Source organism: Bacillus altaicus (genome assembly GCF_042136375.2).
Lineage (GTDB): Bacteria > Bacillota > Bacilli > Bacillales > Bacillaceae_G > Bacillus_A > Bacillus_A cereus_U.
In genome coordinates this window covers 2,346,210-2,362,430 of record NZ_CM143394.1, presented here as the reverse complement: position 1 = coordinate 2,362,430, position 16,221 = coordinate 2,346,210, and the positions used below count along the sequence as shown (strand labels likewise).

Genomic DNA, 16,221 nt, shown 5'->3' with positions numbered 1-16,221 from the left:
TTATATAAGATTACGTATTTATCTACGCTAACCATATCCTACTATAGAAATATACCTACGGACATTTTATGTATGGAGATACATATATTATATGCAAAAAAGAAAAAAATTGTCAAACTTACCCACAAATCAATTATATTAATATATCATATTTAAAGGAGGCGTTATTATCTATGATTCATAAATTACTTCCCACTTCTTATGAAGTAGCATCATCCATTTTAAATGTTCAAATTCCAGCTTATAAAATTGAAGCAGACTTTTTAAACAGTACTGCAATACCTCGTTTATATGATACTGTAAACGATATTCAAAATTGTGATGAAACATTCTATGGATATTTCTCTGAAAATAAACTCGTCGGCTTTATTTCTTTTATACAAGAAGAAGAACTAATCGATATCCACAGATTAGTTGTATCGCCCGATTTTTTTCAAAAAGGAATCGCAACGAAACTGCTACTTTATATATTTAACATGTTCTCGTCTTCAATGACATACATTGTACAAACAGGTAAAGCCAATACTCCAGCTCTCGCATTATATAAAAAACACAGCTTCATTGAAGTAACAGATACAACACTACCTGATGGCATGATTCTTACGCAACTCAAAAGACAGAAAACACAAAATAGTTTGACTTAATTATTTATTTATGTTATTTTTTACTTTATACAACCTTTTGCTGAGTCCAAATTTTGGAGCGGGGGAACCATTTTTGTAGCTATGCTACTTGGGGCGAATCTTTTTCAAGTAGGGAAACTCTCACTTCCCGAGTCCGACAGCTAACCTCGTAAGCGTAATGGGAGAGGAAGGTGCTTTTTGCCTATGTTACACACTTTGCCTCCTTAGTTATAAATATGGAATCGATATCAATCAGAAAACTATATTTATAGAAAAGGAGACTGGTACAATGTTACGTTTATCAGATCACGCAATAAAAATGATGGAGCAAAGACTTCGACTCGAACAACACCGCACATATCAAGCAAATAAAGTTGTAGATAACTTACATCACAAATACTTCTTTCAGCATATTTTTCAACCGAAAAGATAAAGAAAATGTTTATTTAATATTAAAAAACACAAGGTGTGTCTGTAAAGACATTCCTTGTGTTTTTTATATTCCCTATACTTTTTATAATATCCTCACCACATTTAAACTTGCCGTAATTGTTCCTGCAATAGTGGTCACATGCCCAACACCTAATGGACCATTTTGTAATATTAACGTTGAATTTGCACTCGCTACATTCACAAGAAGTGTATTTTATTACACCTGTTATTCCCTGAGTTCCACTTATCCCTTGAGAACCTTGCATCCCCGTAAATCCTGTTGGGCCTGCTATACCTTGTATTCCTTGTGAGCCTTGGGGACCTTCCTCTCCAGTAACTCCTTGGATTCCTTCGGGACCTTCCTCTCCCTGCATACCAGTAGCGCCTTGCTCCCCCTGTATTCCTTGAACACCTTGAAGACCTTGAGGGCCAGTTACACCCGAGATTCCAGTTTCACCTATCTCCCCCTTGCATTCCTTGTGCTCCTGTTTGTCCTCGTTCTCCTATTTCTCCTTGTATTCCTTGCGGGCCTTGTATACCTTGAGGACCTTGTGGACCCGTTGCTCCTCTAGGGCCGGTGATTCCTTGAGGACCGACTGGACCTTCGTGCCCTCCAGTTGGACCGGTTGGGCCACTGTTACCAGCAGGGCCAGTTGCTCCTATAAGCGGAAGAGGCAGTGCCACTCCAAATTTTTTGCAATTTCTATGATGACGCACAACAATCCCCCTTCCCAAAAATAATTACACTTTTTATATGAAATGCACTGTTATAAAAAAAGTACACATTCAACTACATTTTTTATAAAATAAAGAAGCCTACCATTTCATGTATTTGAAATGATAGGCTTCTTTTCTAGCAAATTACTTCCTCGCTTTAATAATAAAAGTAGTTGGCACCATTCTAGCTTTATATAAAGAATCATATTTCGTAGAAGGCTTAGTTAGTTCTTCATCAAATGAGCTAGATGGTTCAAATTCTTCTATTCTCTCAATCGTAAATCCCACTTTATTTAACTCATTTCTCTCTTATATACTATCGCTTGTACATCTTCTCCTTTAAATACTTCAAACGTAATAGGTATTACACATTATAACCCGATCTTCCTTTTCTCTTCGCTCGGTAATTTTTCACTTTTGCAATTGTACCGCACGCTCTTCCGCCTTCTTCCCCAGCATACATACCGCACCATCTTTTACTTCCATTACGCGAATGATCATAAAATACCCAGCGACAATCTGGACAGGCTTTTAACCTTCCCCACGACTTTTCTTGAATCGCCATTAAAACAATACTCAATACTTTTGTATACACATTCTCTTCTTGCACCGGTTCATATGTAACACTTTTCATATCTCCCTTTATATGTACATGAAATGGGTATTTTTTTAACCATTTTTGCAACGATCCTTCGCCTTCAATTGTTAACCGAATGTCTTCTCGAAAACTTTTTAATTCATCTATTGTATGAAATGAAAACTCTTCATGAAAATATTTTTTCATAAATTGCTTTATATCACCTTCTGTTTGTAGCAAATCAATTGGCTCTCTCGTATCGTTTGGTATTTTCCATGTATTTAAAAATTCCCGAATATATTCTAATTCATGTGGTGCATTCTGATTCAATTCCATTCACCTTCTTCTTAAAATTTACTTTTTTCTGACTTTATGTATAATTATAATATAAAATAGTTAACCATCAATTAATTTTACTGGTTACAAAATTAGGAGGAGTTCTATGAAAAATTTCTCAATACCGATACGTTTCATGCTTATTTCTTCATTTTTTATGTCTTTTGGTTATTTTGCGGTATTTGCATTTTTAGCTATTTATCTATTAAATTTTCTCCACTTTTCAGCCATGCAAGTCGGAACAGTTTTGACGGTTATGACAATCACATCAAGAGTTATCCCTTTATTCTCAGGATTAATCGCGGACAAAATAGGCTATATCATTATGATGATAGCTGGATTATTTTTAAGAGGAATTGGGTTTATTGCTTTAGGAATATACTCTGATTTCTATACAATTTCTATTTCTTCCGCACTTATTGGCTTTGGAACTGCATTTTACGAACCTGCTGCTCGCGCCATATTCGGCTCACAACCAGTTCATATGAGAAAAAATTTATTTACATACTTAAACCTTAGTTTTAATTGTGGTGCGATAATCGGACCAATTGCAGGAAGTTTCTTACTCCTATTAGATCCGATATATGCCTTCTCTTTAACAGGATTTCTTATGCTGTTATTCGCTTTAATCTTTTACTTACTTAAAAATCACTTCCAAGTCTCTACTGAAAACACGTCTATTGCTTTAGGAATACAGGCAATCTTACAAAATAAAACCTTTCTTTTGTTTTCATTTATTATGATTTTCTTCTACATTATGTTTACTCAGCTTACTGTCGCACTTCCACTTCATATGAAAAACATTAGTCATAGTGACCAGCTCGCTACACTAGTTATTACGATAAATGCAATAACAGGTGTCATATTTATGGTATTATTCCGGAAACTCTTTCATAAATACAACACACTTTCTATTATTAAATACGGTGTTTTATTAATGGGTATTTCCTTTTTACTCATTCCTTTATTCCAACATCCATATTGGCTATTTATTTGTGTAATATTATTTACAATTGGCGAAACACTCGTATTACCTAACGCTGATATCGCTATTGCGAATTACAGTAACGAATCGTATACTGCTACTTACTTCGGATTTTATCAATTATCACTCGCATTTGGTTTTATCATTGGTAATTATACCGGTACATGGTTTACATCAAACTTAAACGGAATGTATACACCATGGCTTATTTTCGGCGGAATAGGACTTATTGGTTTTATTTCACTACATATTTTAAATATTAAAAAAGGATTCCCTAAAGAAGATATATACCTATGTAATAATACGAAACACCTTTAACACATTACAATTGAGATGGTACCTTTAGAAAAGCGACCTATAATGACAAAAAATCGACCATCATGTTTGACAGTCGAATCATTTTATTTTTCATATTCAAGATGATTATGTCTTTTACAACCAAACAAATAGCAAGCCCCTATATTATAAGTTTCAAAGTCTAATTGAGGAACATATCCAGATGTGATACGTTCTATCATTTTTTTATAACAATTATTCTCTTCTATGTATTCCTCAATTAACTCTTTCTTATCGTTTTCTGTCCAGTTCTCTTCTACTTCTTCTTTCTTAACATCTTCTATTTCTGCTTCCTTCTCTTCAATAGATTCCCGTATAACTTCATTTATACGCGAGAAATTATTAGCTTTAAATAGAGCATAAACAAATCTACCAATCCAATTGGAACTTTTCCAGTATTCTTTGTACCCCTTTTCAAACCATTCAATTGCTTCTTTATAGCAATTCAACTCAACATATAAACCTGCTACATTAATTTCTCCTACAAAATCATCAGATTTCCTGTTAAAAGCATCCAACTTCTCTTTCGCTTCTGTTTTTCGCCCTAAATCAATTAAACACTTTACATAGTTATACATTATATTGTCCGAATCCCCTGCAACTCGCAAGAAAAATCCCGAAGCCTCTTCCAACTCTCCAAGATTATAATAAGCTACAGCTACATTGTGATATGCTTCATCGGATGGCTGAATCGAAATAGATTTTTGTAATGCTTCTTTAGCTCCTTTCCACTTTTCTTGTCTAATGTAAATTTCCCCTAGAATGTTATAAGGAAAGTATGAGGAAGGATTCAACTTAACAGCTTCTTTTATTAATTCAAGGGCTTTATCATCATTCTCTTCCTCAAAAAAGTACATCCAAGCAAGATTATTGAGAGATTGTACATCTCTAGATTCATGTACTGCTTGTTGAAACAATTCCATTGCTTCCTCATATTCATTTTGTTCAAACATTTCAATTGCCTTTTGATTAATGTTCAAGTAACTACCTCCGAAGTAAATAAATTCAACTATTCCATATTATAATTTTAAAATGTAAAAATTGTAATTTCCATAAAAAATAAGTTCGCTTCGTATTAAGTTCTTTCTCCTGTCTAAATTTAATCATATATTTGGATATCCAATTCGCAATGAATTTAGCATAGGTTTTTACAACACCACATAAATTTACGCGCTGTCTCCAATCTGTTTCCTTATTTATAATTAGTACAGTAAATCCATTAAAGTTCTGCTATAACAACAAAAGAGGGATACCAATTCATATGTGAATTGGTATCCCAAATTAATCTGTTTTTAATATCTCCCCACCGTCAACAAAACCGGTTATGATGCATGATCATCTTGCTTCTTCTTCATTAACGCTCTTTTCTTCATCGCTTTCGTCAAGTATCCACCTTTAAACGAACGGATTTCATAAGAAGACATAAATGCTTTCGGTGCAATTTCATTAATAATTTCTAACAGTTCTTTCTCTCTTGAACGCTTCGCAACGATATCTAAGCGATAACGTATAGAATTTATTCCTTCACCTTCAAATACTGTAACGCCAAATCCAAAGTGGCGTAATTCATTTACTAATTCATTACAACGGTCTAGTAAACTAACTTGATACGTAATATATCCAATTGCTAATTTATTCTCTATATAACCGCCTAATAATAGTCCCGCACTAAAGCCGATGACATAGGCAACAATGTTCATCCAATTTGATAAATCTTGAAATACAATACCTAAACTGACAATGTAAATTGCTCCTTCTAACAATCCTACACCTGCAGCGGATCTTGTTTGATTCTTTACAAGCAAAATCGTACGGATTGTTAAAGTTGGAACGTAAATAATTTGAAGCACAAAAATAAGTAAAGCTTGTAACATTGGTATCCACCTCTTTCGCAAATTCTTTTGTCATGATAACATACATAAGCTTTAGAAATCGATGGGTTTTTAAATTTTTTTTAAATTTTTTTCATACTATTGAAATGCCTCAAAAATAAGCGTATTATGTTTGGCGTAAATCCGATAAATACCAGTAAATCATTCGTATTATATCATTTATTTTTAAACGCAAAAAAGGAACCTGATTAGGTCCCTTTCCTCATAACTCTATGTTTTTCAAAGCATGTTCTCTTTGTTTCTCTTCTTCTTTTACTAGCTGCATATTTGCATAGGCTAAATTTGCAATCATTAAAAAGTGCCCACCTAATATTCCAGTACCAAATGCCCACATTTCCATTTCATGCTCAATTTCAAACATAATGATAGCCCCTAATATTGCGGCCGCAAATCGGTTTAAAACTCCTAATCCAGGAGCCTTTTCTTTCATCACAATACTTCTTCCTAATTTCTCAACTCTGCGAGCTAATAACCAAAGACAGTATGCACTTACAGCTAATCCAATACCGAATCCTGTCACTTGTTTTCCAAACGGAGTAACCGCCCACATTAGTAGTAAACCACTAAAGATCGTATACAATTGTAATCGATATACACGTAAGGCTACTTGAATCAAAATATCCGCTCCTAATTTCACATTTTATTATGTGTCAGAAGAAAAGCAGCAACTTACACAGTTGCTGCTTTCTCTTGTTCTTGTTCATGATCCATTTTTTGAATTTCAACACGTTTAATTTGATAAGCATCTTTTTCTAACACCTTAAATTCATAGCCTTCTGCTTCAACGTATTGTCCTTCTTCGATTTCATGATTTTGCATCATAATCCATCCACCGATTGTATCCACATCGTCTTCTTCAATGTGTAATCCAAACAAATCTTTTACTTCTGTGATAAGCACTTTCCCATCAACAATTTTATGATACTCGTTCACATGTTGAATTGGCGGTGCTTCATCTTCATCATATTCATCACGAATTTCGCCGACGATTTCCTCCAATATATCTTCAAGCGTTACAATTCCAGCTGTTCCTCCGTACTCATCATATAAAACAGCCATTGGAATTCGCTTCTTCTGCATTTGCAGTAATAAATCATGAATTGGAGTCGTTTCCATAACTTCAATAATCGGACGCATATACGTGCGAATCGATGATAAATCTTCTTGATCGTTGTTCATATATCGAATAAAGAAATCTTTTACATTGACCATACCGATAATATCATCTTTATCTTCTCCAAAAATCGGATAACGTGTGTATCGTTCATTTTGGATTACTTTCATGTGTTCTTCTACTGAATCTTCAAGATAGAAACCAACGATTTCTGTACGCGGTACCATGATTTCTTTCGCAATGCGATTATCAAATTCAAAGATATTATTTACATACTTGTATTCAGCTTGATTAATTTCTCCACTTTCGTAGCTCTCTGAAAGAATAAGACGTAACTCTTCTTCTGTATGAGCTACTTCATGTTCAGAAGCTGGCTTCAAACCGAATAAACCAGTTACAACACGAGCAGAACCATTCAATACCCAAATAAATGGATACATAACTTTATAGAATATCATTAACGGACCTGCTAATAACAATGTCACTTTTTCAGCTTTTTGAATTGCCATCGTTTTCGGAGCTAATTCCCCGACTACAACGTGCAAGTACGTCATCGTCATAAATGCAAGACCAAATGTTACTACTGATGAGATAGAAGGATTTAAGTTCCATTTCTCAAATAACGGGTGTAATAATTTTTCTATCGTCGGTTCACCTAGCCAACCAAGTCCCATCGCTGTAACTGTAATACCTAATTGACAAGCAGATAAATATTCATCTAAATTTGTTGTTACCTTTTTCGCTGCTAACGCACCGCGTTTCCCTTCCGCAACAAGCTGATCAATGCGACTTGAACGTATCTTAACAATCGCAAACTCTGCTGCTACGAAAAATCCAGTAAATGCGATTAAAATCGCAACCATGACTAAATTAAATATTTCCAATGAATCCCCTTAGTTAAAAAACTAAGGTGTCCACCTCCTGTATACTATAATGTTTTCTTATTTGTTCGTTAGAAAACATAGCCCGATACAAAAATTAAAGAGGTCGGATTTCACTTATTCTATAATAATAGAATAAGTGTCTGTATTAAAGCTGTCGTTTGACCTGATAAAGATTTCGATATTTTTTCACGTTGTGAATCAGTCAATTCATCTAAAAGAGGCTTTAACTCCGTTAGCTCTACTTCTAATCTATGAATATGGTCTGTCACTTCATTCACTTGTTTCGAAACGTGTTCATTGATACCGAGCAGCTTTTTCTTCTCCTCGATTCTCTCTTTAATCTCACAAAGCGGCATATGCATTTCTTTGCACTTCTCAATAAATTGTAATGTCTCAAATGCTGTTTCGTCGTAATAACGATAATTAGATTGAGATCGCTCCGCTTTTAAGATTCCTAGATTCGTATAATAATCAATCGTTCGTTTCGACACGTGAGCCATGAGAGCCAACTGTCCGATTCGATACACCTTCCCAACGATCTTCCCCCCTTGTTTATATTACTATTATCATACAATACATAAACTGTACAGTCAAACGTGATGGTTATCATTCACAAATTATACAAATTTCTAAATTTCATCCTTTATTAATAAAAACAATTAATCTATAACTATACAGCTTTTTCCTTTCAACCTTTCTTATTTAACAGCATACCTTACTAATAACGATTGCTTGTATAGGAGGAGATTAATATTAAAAAAACTATCATTTCTCATTTTTATAATGAAGAATACCTACTTCCATGGTGGCTTATGCATCATACAAAAATATTTGATCACGGCATATTAATTAATAGAGGTTCTACTGATCGTTCCGTAGAGATTTGTAAATTATTCGCACCCCACTGGGAAGTGCGAGATTCCAGATTTCTTGAGTTTGATCCAACAAATACTGATATTGAAGTGATGGGAATTGAAAGAGAAATTTCAGGTTGGAAAATCGTTTTAAATACTACTGAATTCTTTTGTTGTAATAATACAGAAGAGTTTTTCTCATCTCTTCATGCACTAGGACAAAATATGTATGCGATTAGAATGATTTTAATGATAGATAGCCATAAGTACAATTATTCAAAGCCAAGATACTCTATCCCATTAGTAGAACAACGATACCACGGCGTCTTCCCTTATAACCCAAAACTCGGATGTGCCTGGAGATTTATTCACAATCATCTAGATGGTGCATATTTACCTGGTAGACATTATTCGCGGCACGGGAATATAGTTTATGACTATCCTTCATTTATTTTAAAATTTTATTTTAGCCCTTGGAATGAACAGTCAAAGGCAAGAAAATTACAAATTACACCTACCCTTTCAAAAATAGGTGTTCAAATGGGACTCCAAACACATTACGGTCAATCTCCTGAAGAACTGGAAACACGTTTTTTAGAGCTTAGTAACGTAACTCAAGACCTCCGTAATAATCCTGAATATCAAGAATTATTTCCAAAGTTTAAACCATAATGTTTTTTGCATGGTCATCACCTCACACCATTTCATCCGCTTAATCAAAAACAATCTCATTTGCATAAAATATGAATACTGTATATATTATAAATTTTTATTTTAGGAGGAAAAAATGAAAGCTGTTATTCTTGCTGGTGGATACGGTACAAGAATTGGGGAAGAAACACATTTAAAACCAAAACCTATGATTGAGATTGGAACAAAACCTATTCTATGGCACATTATGAATTTGTTTAGCCATTATGGGATCACTGAGTTTATTATTTGCTTAGGCTATAAAGGATATGCAATTAAAGAGTTTTTTCTAAATTACAACTTACACATGTCAGATTTCACAATACATTTAAGCGATAACACAATTACTAGCCATTCTCATCCTATAGAACCATGGAAAGTTACATTAATTGATACTGGTCTAAATACCGAAACAGGTGGACGAGTTAAAAAGATAAAAAATTATGTTGGAGACGAACCTTTCTGTCTCACTTATGGTGATGGATTAAGTAATGTAAATATAAAAGAACTTATTGCATTTCATAAAAAACACGGAAAAATGGCTACTGTTACAGCCGTACAACCTCCTGGTAGATTTGGTTCTCTCGTTTTAGATAAACAATCTGTCACATCCTTTCAAGAAAAACCACTAGGTGATGGTGGATGGGTTAACGGTGGATTTTTTGTTTTAAATCATGATATTTTCAATTACATTAGTGGAGATAAGTCTGTTTTTGAAACCGAAACTTTAGTTCAGTTAGTAAACAAAAATGAACTGGCAGCATTTCAGCATACTGGTTTTTGGCATCCGATGGATACATTGCGCGATAAAAATAAATTAGTCGAGCTATGGGAAAATAATGACGCTCCATGGAAGGTCTGGTAATATGACTTCATCATCTTTTTGGAATAAGAAAAAAGTATTTATTACAGGACATACTGGCTTTAAAGGCTCATGGCTCACCCTTTTTTTAACTTCTTTAGGCGTAGAAGTAATCGGCTACTCTTCTCACCCTCCCTCAACTCCTAACCTTTTTGAACAATGTAACGCAGCAAAAGAGTGCATTACAATTGAAGGAGACATTACAGATTACGATTCTTTATTCCATGCCATAAAACAGCACAAACCTGATATGATATTTCATTTAGCAGCTCAACCAATCGTCACCACTTCATACAAAGATCCTATTGATACATTTAAAACAAACGTCTTAGGCACTGTTCACGTACTAGAAGCAGCAAAGTACGTCGAAAGCGTACGTCTCATTATTAATGTTACGAGTGATAAATGTTATGCGAATGATGGGAGCGGTAATCGAGCATTTGTAGAATCCGACCGTTTAGGGGGCTATGATCCATACAGTGCTAGTAAAGCTTGCGCTGAATTAGTTGCAACATCATATCAAAAATCTTTTTTTCACACGAACACCCTTTCACTCGCCTCAGTAAGAGCAGGCAATGTCATCGGTGGTGGTGATTGGGCAGAAAATCGCTTATTCCCAGATATCATTCGTGCATATTTACAAGAACGTCCTTTAAGTATTCGAAACAAAAATGCTATCCGACCGTGGCAACACGTATTAGATCCTTTACATGGTTATATCCTTCTAGCTGAGAAACTTTGGCATCACACGGAGTATGCAGAAGGATGGAATTTCGGACCAATTAATGAACCTAACAGAAGCGTTCATTATGTCATCCAATCTGTAATAAAATTATGGAATAAACCACTAACAATCCTTTCTCCCACTACAAATACTCCTTATGAATCACCTATTTTAACACTCGATAGTACAAAGGCTATAAGTAAACTCGGTTGGACTCCTAAGCTATCCACAGAAAACTCTATTTCTTGGACTGTTGAATGGTACAAAAAATATGCAGCAGGCGAAAACATAGAATCCTTCACAAGAGAACAAATCGATGCATTCAAAAATTTATAAAGGGGCTATAAAATGGAACAAAAAACATGCCGTTTTTGCGACTCATTGCTAAAGGATACTTTTTTAGATTTAGGCGTTTCCCCTCTCGCTAACTCATTTGTAGCTCCAGAAAAATCATATAAAATGGAACCTTTTTATCCGCTGCACACATTTGTTTGTAACTCTTGTTTACTTGTACAGTTAGATGAATTTGAATCTCCTCACAATATTTTTCACGACTATTTATACTTCAGTTCTTACTCCTCAAGTTGGCTACAGCATGCCAAACAATACGTAGAAATGGCAATTGAGCGATTCCGTTTAACGAAACATTCGCAGGTAATTGAAATCGCAAGTAACGATGGGTATTTATTGCAATACTTTCAAAAAGAAAATATCAATACGTTAGGAATTGAGCCAGCAAAAAACGTAGCGGAAATCGCTATCCAAAAAGGAATTCCTACGAATGTAAACTTTTTCAGAAACGACTTAGCAAAAGAGCTTCCACAAGCGGATTTAATCATCGCAAATAACGTTTTAGCACATGTTCCAAACTTACATGATTTTGTCGCCGGTTTAAAAACATTATTAAAACGAGATGGCACGATAACAATTGAATTCCCTCACCTATTAAACCTCATATCTTTTAAACAGTTTGACACAATCTATCATGAGCACTTCTCTTACTTCTCACTTATAAGTCTTCAAAAAATTTTAGCTCATCATCATTTACAAATTGTCGATGTGGAAGAACTTTCAACGCACGGTGGTTCATTGCGTATTTTTATAAATCATCTAAGCGCCCAATCAACTATCCATTCCAATGTTACAAATTTAATAAAAAAAGAAGTGGATCACGGGCTAGACACATTAGATTGCTATCTCCTTTTTTCTAAACGCGTAGAACAATTGAAAATAAATATTTTAAAGTTTTTGATTGAAGCAAAAGCTTTAAACAAACAAATTATCGGTTACGGTGCTCCGGCTAAAGGAAACACCCTTTTAAATTATTGCGGGATAGGAAAAGAATTTCTAGCTTATACAGTAGATAAAAACCCTCACAAACAAAACCTCCTTCTACCAGGAACCCGTATTCCAATAAAATCTCCAGAAGAAATTAAACGTACAAAACCTGATTACATTCTCATACTTCCTTGGAATTTGAAAGATGAAATTATGAAAGAATGCTCTTTCATTCGTGAATGGGGTGGGAAATTTTTAGTGACGATTCCGGAAGTTGAGGTGATTGAGCCATGAAGAAGATCCTTGTAACAGGTGGTAGTGGATGGATCGGTAAATATATTTTACATTCCCTTATACAAAAGGGCTATGAAGTGCACGCCACCTACAATAAAAATAAACCTTCTCACCTTTCCTGCCATTGGCATAAAGTAAACTTACTTTGCGATGAAGAAGTAAAAAAACTCATTTACGACATGAAGCCTAGTCATCTCATTCATTTAGCTTGGGAAGCAGTGCCGCCAGCATGTTATATATCTATTAATAATTACTATTGGCTTCAGTCTAGCATCTCATTGATTCAACACTTCACAACATGTGGTGGAAAGCGGGTCGTTGTTGCAGGTACAGGTGCAGAGTATGAGTGGTTTAACGGTGTATTATTTGAAGGTTCACCGCTTCTTTCCTATAAAACCCCGTATTCATTATGTAAAAACGCACTGCACTCCTGGCTACAATCATACGCTGGGCAAACCAGCCTCAGCGTATGTTGGGGACGAATTTTTCATATGTATGGCCCTCACGAACGTGGCAATCGACTCGTTTCTAACATTATCACTTCCTTATTAAAAAACGAGGAAGCACTATGTACACATGGAAAACAATCAAGAGATTTCCTCCATGTGGGTGACGTCGCTGACGCTCTTGTAACATTATTATGCTGTAACGTTACAGGCACAATAAATATAGCTTCTGGTCAATCTGTGCAAATTAAAGAACTAGCTTCTATCATTGCTAAAAAAATAGGAAAAGAAAATTTAATTAAACTAGGTGCTATCCCTTTTTCTACAGATGAACCTTTATTTGTAGGTGTTAATGTGGAACGTTTAAAAACTGAAGTAAACTGGAAACCAAAATACGATCTACACACTGGAATTGAAGAAACAATTTTATGGTGGGAATCATTTATAAAAAAGCATAACGATATGCCGTACTAAAGCGTAAATCCTTTGTACCTCCCGCTAATGCTCTATACCACGCTTCTAATCCTTCAGGTGTAATGATATGATGTGTCCCCATCCCTGCATGTATACTACCTTCAGAAAGAGTCGGACCAATTTGCAATTTTCTCTTTCTCATCGCATCGTTCCAAGGACTAAATCCGCACCATACGATACATGCAAGAGGTGGATAATTCATAGATTCATGCATAGTTAAATGTCTTCCAACAGTGTAATTGCCATGATCATGATTATGAATGAACCTCCCTCTTCTCCACATCTGCCATTCTTCCGGTAAATAGCCATGAAATCGCTGTTTCATTAATGAAACTCCATATCGTAGTTTCGGGTAATTATAGTTTAAATCTTCAACCATGATAAGCCCTTCTATCCAGTACATCCTCCCTCCAATGTTTTGTAACGATTTCCAAAACTGCTCTTTATCTTGTACACATAGAAACTCCGTCGTATTCAAAACCATTTTCCATCCTTCTATTTCTTGTTCAACTGCCATTACTTCTCGATCTGTCGCTAGTGCATCAAATTCTGGATGTGCAGAATCTCGTACTTCCCAATGCGGTGCAAGTTTTTTACAAATTTCAACGGAGCGATCTGTAGAACCTTTATTAATTAATATGCCATGATCAAATAGTCTCGTATGATGCATAAGCCACCATGGTAATAAATACTCTTCATTATAAAAATGAGAGATAACGGTTGTAGTGATGTAAATCTCCTCCTCTTTCTCTATTAATCTACTTTTTCATCCTACTCTTAATATACTTATCAGTTATGTAATTGGTTTCTTTTATTTTAAAAATATGTTTTTCTACCATATACTATGCTTTCTTAGACAACCACCATTTTCTAAAGAATCAACTCCGTACAATAACCCTCCTAACAAACTGAAAATTAAGTTATAATATCATTATAAAATTATGAAGGAGGAATGCACTCATGTACTACAACACTTCATTCGAAAACGATCAACCTATAGGCCGTCTATAAACTAAGACGGGCATTCATATAATAAAGTGAAACTTTAATCAGTGGGGGGCTTTATTCCCCACTGATTATTAGTTGAACCAATCGGGCATATACGGGCAGTTGATCCCCCGCCTAACTTCTTTGCTTTCGCTGAACTTTGAGGTAGGGGTCTTACTGCCCGTTAATGCGGGACAAATGCACTATGCCTCGTCTTAGGGAATAAATCATAACCCTAAAAATAGACGGAGGTACTTCAAATGAAACAAACCATTTTAGGAGCTATATGTTTATCACTAGCAGCAAGTATATGGGGCGGTATGTATGTTGTTAGTAAATACGTACTCGACTTTATCCCGCCACTTACACTCGTTTGGCTACGCTTTATTATCGCTTTCGTTGTTCTATATTTCATTTTGAAAATAGCTGAAAAAAAGCAAAAGAAAAAAGTAACCATTCGCAAAAAAGATTGGCTATTATTCGCTTGGATTGGATTTATCGGATATTTCATTTCGATCACATGTCAATTTATCGGTACAAAATTATCCGACGCTCATACAGGCTCCTTAGTAACGTCAGCTACACCTGCATTTATGGTTATATTTGCAGCGTTCATTTTAAAAGAGAAACTAACTACTCGTAGGCTTTTATCAACTATAATAGCGACAATCGGTGTCATTATCGTTATCGGATGGGATATTGAAATCGGCTCCTATTTTATCGGTACAATCATTTTAGTTGGGGCCGCTATTACATGGGCTTTACTGTCCATTTATGTAAAAATCGCTTCAGCTCGATTTTCATCTTTAGTTATTACAACGTACGCAATATTCTTTTCACTCTTTTTCATTACACCTTTTATGGTATGGGAATTCCAATCAAGTCCTATTGCACATATAAACATGTACGTATTATTAGGCGTACTCTATTTAGGAATCGTCTCAACCGCAGGTGCATTTTTTCTTTGGAATAAAGGGTTAGAATTAATGGATGCTAGCATCGGTTCATTATTTTTCTTCTTCCAACCTATCGTCGGTTCGCTACTGGGCTGGCTCCTATTAAATGAAACGTTAAGCAGTAACTTTTTCATTGGCGGTATCCTTATTATATGCAGTGTTCTAATTACTACTTTTGAAAAGCAAAAATAGTATAAAAAAACAGGCAGAGACTTAGTCTCTGCCTGTTCGCATAATTGGGTCTTGATCATGGAATCCTATACAAATTGGTATACTACTTTGTACTCCACTACATGCACTTATAAAACTACACACTGTTCTTGCGATTAAATATAAAGTAATACCTATAGCCTTTTTATCTAAATCAAAGCCATTTTCACCATAAATATCAGCTAACTCTCCTAAAGACGGTCCTTCTATTTCATCCGTCCAATCACTGGCCCAATCCTCATCATCTTCTTCAAGAAACATGTAATTGTCACAAATGTAGAACTGACTATCCCACTCATTATCAAGATCATACTCAAAATAAATCGCCTTTGCTTCTTCACTTTCAGCAATTTCTAACGCTTCTTTCAAACCTATTCTCATACTTTCCTTGTATGAATCTAATGGAATCAATTTAATGCGCTCCGCATGCTCACTTGATGCTAACGTGCTACAAACATCATAATACTTCGATTCTATTTGAGATACTGATAACGAAAATACGTCTTCCTGCATTTCCTCTAAATACTGAAAAATCCCCAAACTATTTCAC

Annotated in this window: 17 protein-coding genes, 2 pseudogenes and 1 riboswitch; of the genes and pseudogenes, 9 read left to right on the top strand and 10 right to left on the bottom strand. The window is 35.0% G+C overall.

Annotation, left to right across the window (positions count from 1 at the left end):
- Positions 1-173: 173 nt before the first annotated feature.
- Entirely contained in the window at positions 174-644 is a 471-nt protein-coding gene (locus ACE38F_RS12335; RefSeq protein ID WP_016100973.1) for a GNAT family N-acetyltransferase, read from the top strand.
- 28 nt (positions 645-672) lie between these two features.
- Positions 673-815, top strand: a riboswitch (cyclic di-AMP (ydaO/yuaA leader).
- 97 nt (positions 816-912) lie between these two features.
- A complete protein-coding gene (locus tag ACE38F_RS12330) occupies positions 913-1,056 on the top strand; it encodes a hypothetical protein (RefSeq protein WP_000945246.1) in 144 nt (47 codons plus the stop codon).
- Positions 1,057-1,270: 214 nt separating this feature from the next.
- On the opposite strand, the pseudogene ACE38F_RS12325 reads toward ACE38F_RS12330, so the two are convergent.
- The 3 genes and pseudogenes from ACE38F_RS12325 to ACE38F_RS12315 form a co-directional block, all read right to left on the bottom strand.
- Positions 1,271-1,772: pseudogene (locus ACE38F_RS12325) on the bottom strand (collagen-like protein); the annotation flags it as partial.
- 144 nt (positions 1,773-1,916) lie between these two features.
- Positions 1,917-2,134, bottom strand: a pseudogene (locus ACE38F_RS12320) (class I SAM-dependent methyltransferase); the annotation flags it as partial.
- A 2-nt stretch (positions 2,135-2,136) separates the two neighbouring features.
- Positions 2,137-2,679: a CGNR zinc finger domain-containing protein gene (locus ACE38F_RS12315; RefSeq protein WP_375370465.1), complete on the bottom strand. Its 543-nt coding sequence runs from the start codon at positions 2,677-2,679 to the stop codon at positions 2,137-2,139.
- 112 nt (positions 2,680-2,791) lie between these two features.
- Between ACE38F_RS12315 and ACE38F_RS12310 the strand changes: the two genes are divergently transcribed.
- The gene (locus tag ACE38F_RS12310; protein WP_375370466.1) at positions 2,792-3,988 is read left to right on the top strand and encodes an MDR family MFS transporter; all 1,197 of its coding nucleotides are present in this window, start codon (positions 2,792-2,794) and stop codon (positions 3,986-3,988) included.
- Between the two features lie 83 nt (positions 3,989-4,071).
- On the opposite strand, the gene ACE38F_RS12305 is transcribed toward ACE38F_RS12310, so the two are convergent.
- The 5 genes from ACE38F_RS12305 to ACE38F_RS12285 all read right to left on the bottom strand — a co-directional run bounded on the left by ACE38F_RS12305 (position 4,072) and on the right by ACE38F_RS12285 (position 8,423).
- A complete protein-coding gene (locus ACE38F_RS12305) occupies positions 4,072-4,986 on the bottom strand; it encodes a tetratricopeptide repeat protein (RefSeq protein ID WP_375370467.1) in 915 nt (304 codons plus the stop codon).
- 342 nt (positions 4,987-5,328) lie between these two features.
- Entirely contained in the window at positions 5,329-5,880 is a 552-nt protein-coding gene (locus tag ACE38F_RS12300; RefSeq protein WP_215553647.1) for a DUF2179 domain-containing protein, read from the bottom strand.
- 220 nt (positions 5,881-6,100) lie between these two features.
- Positions 6,101-6,514, bottom strand: a complete 414-nt coding sequence (locus tag ACE38F_RS12295) for an ATP synthase subunit I (protein ID WP_375370468.1) — start codon at positions 6,512-6,514, stop codon at positions 6,101-6,103.
- A gap of 53 nt (positions 6,515-6,567) precedes the next feature.
- Positions 6,568-7,896 carry a hemolysin family protein gene (locus ACE38F_RS12290; protein WP_375370469.1) on the bottom strand — a complete coding sequence of 443 codons (1,329 nt, stop codon included), beginning with the start codon at positions 7,894-7,896 and terminating at the stop codon, positions 6,568-6,570.
- A gap of 119 nt (positions 7,897-8,015) precedes the next feature.
- Positions 8,016-8,423, bottom strand: coding sequence for a MerR family transcriptional regulator (locus tag ACE38F_RS12285; RefSeq protein ID WP_078174507.1), 408 nt, complete (start codon positions 8,421-8,423; stop codon positions 8,016-8,018).
- A gap of 225 nt (positions 8,424-8,648) precedes the next feature.
- Between ACE38F_RS12285 and ACE38F_RS12280 the strand changes: the two genes are divergently transcribed.
- The 5 genes from ACE38F_RS12280 (at position 8,649) to ACE38F_RS12260 (ending at position 13,518) form a co-directional block, all read left to right on the top strand.
- Complete coding sequence (locus ACE38F_RS12280; protein WP_078176817.1) at positions 8,649-9,422, top strand: glycosyltransferase family 2 protein; 774 nt, start codon at positions 8,649-8,651, stop codon at positions 9,420-9,422.
- 115 nt (positions 9,423-9,537) lie between these two features.
- Positions 9,538-10,305 carry a glucose-1-phosphate cytidylyltransferase gene (gene rfbF / locus ACE38F_RS12275; RefSeq protein ID WP_215553649.1) on the top strand — a complete coding sequence of 256 codons (768 nt, stop codon included), beginning with the start codon at positions 9,538-9,540 and terminating at the stop codon, positions 10,303-10,305.
- Position 10,306: 1 nt separating this feature from the next.
- Positions 10,307-11,362, top strand: a complete 1,056-nt coding sequence (rfbG, locus tag ACE38F_RS12270; protein WP_375370470.1) for a CDP-glucose 4,6-dehydratase — start codon at positions 10,307-10,309, stop codon at positions 11,360-11,362.
- A gap of 12 nt (positions 11,363-11,374) precedes the next feature.
- Positions 11,375-12,598, top strand: coding sequence for a methyltransferase domain-containing protein (locus tag ACE38F_RS12265; RefSeq protein WP_375370471.1), 1,224 nt, complete (start codon positions 11,375-11,377; stop codon positions 12,596-12,598).
- Positions 12,595-13,518 (top strand): NAD-dependent epimerase/dehydratase family protein, encoded by a 924-nt coding sequence (locus ACE38F_RS12260; protein ID WP_341306259.1) that lies wholly within the window; start codon positions 12,595-12,597, stop codon positions 13,516-13,518. Before ACE38F_RS12265 ends, ACE38F_RS12260 begins: the two co-directional genes overlap by 4 nt.
- Here the strand turns inward: ACE38F_RS12260 and ACE38F_RS12255 are convergent.
- Complete coding sequence (locus tag ACE38F_RS12255; protein WP_341307941.1) at positions 13,487-14,272, bottom strand: glycosyltransferase family 2 protein; 786 nt, start codon at positions 14,270-14,272, stop codon at positions 13,487-13,489. The two genes, ACE38F_RS12260 and ACE38F_RS12255, sit on opposite strands and share 32 nt — an antisense overlap.
- A gap of 493 nt (positions 14,273-14,765) precedes the next feature.
- Here ACE38F_RS12255 and ACE38F_RS12250 point away from each other — a divergent pair, with 493 nt between their 5' ends.
- Positions 14,766-15,653 (top strand): DMT family transporter, encoded by an 888-nt coding sequence (locus ACE38F_RS12250; RefSeq protein WP_375370472.1) that lies wholly within the window; start codon positions 14,766-14,768, stop codon positions 15,651-15,653.
- A 21-nt stretch (positions 15,654-15,674) separates the two neighbouring features.
- Here the strand turns inward: ACE38F_RS12250 and ACE38F_RS12245 are convergent, their stop codons facing one another.
- Positions 15,675-16,211 carry a hypothetical protein gene (locus ACE38F_RS12245; protein ID WP_341306257.1) on the bottom strand — a complete coding sequence of 179 codons (537 nt, stop codon included), beginning with the start codon at positions 16,209-16,211 and terminating at the stop codon, positions 15,675-15,677.
- Positions 16,212-16,221 lie beyond the last annotated feature (10 nt).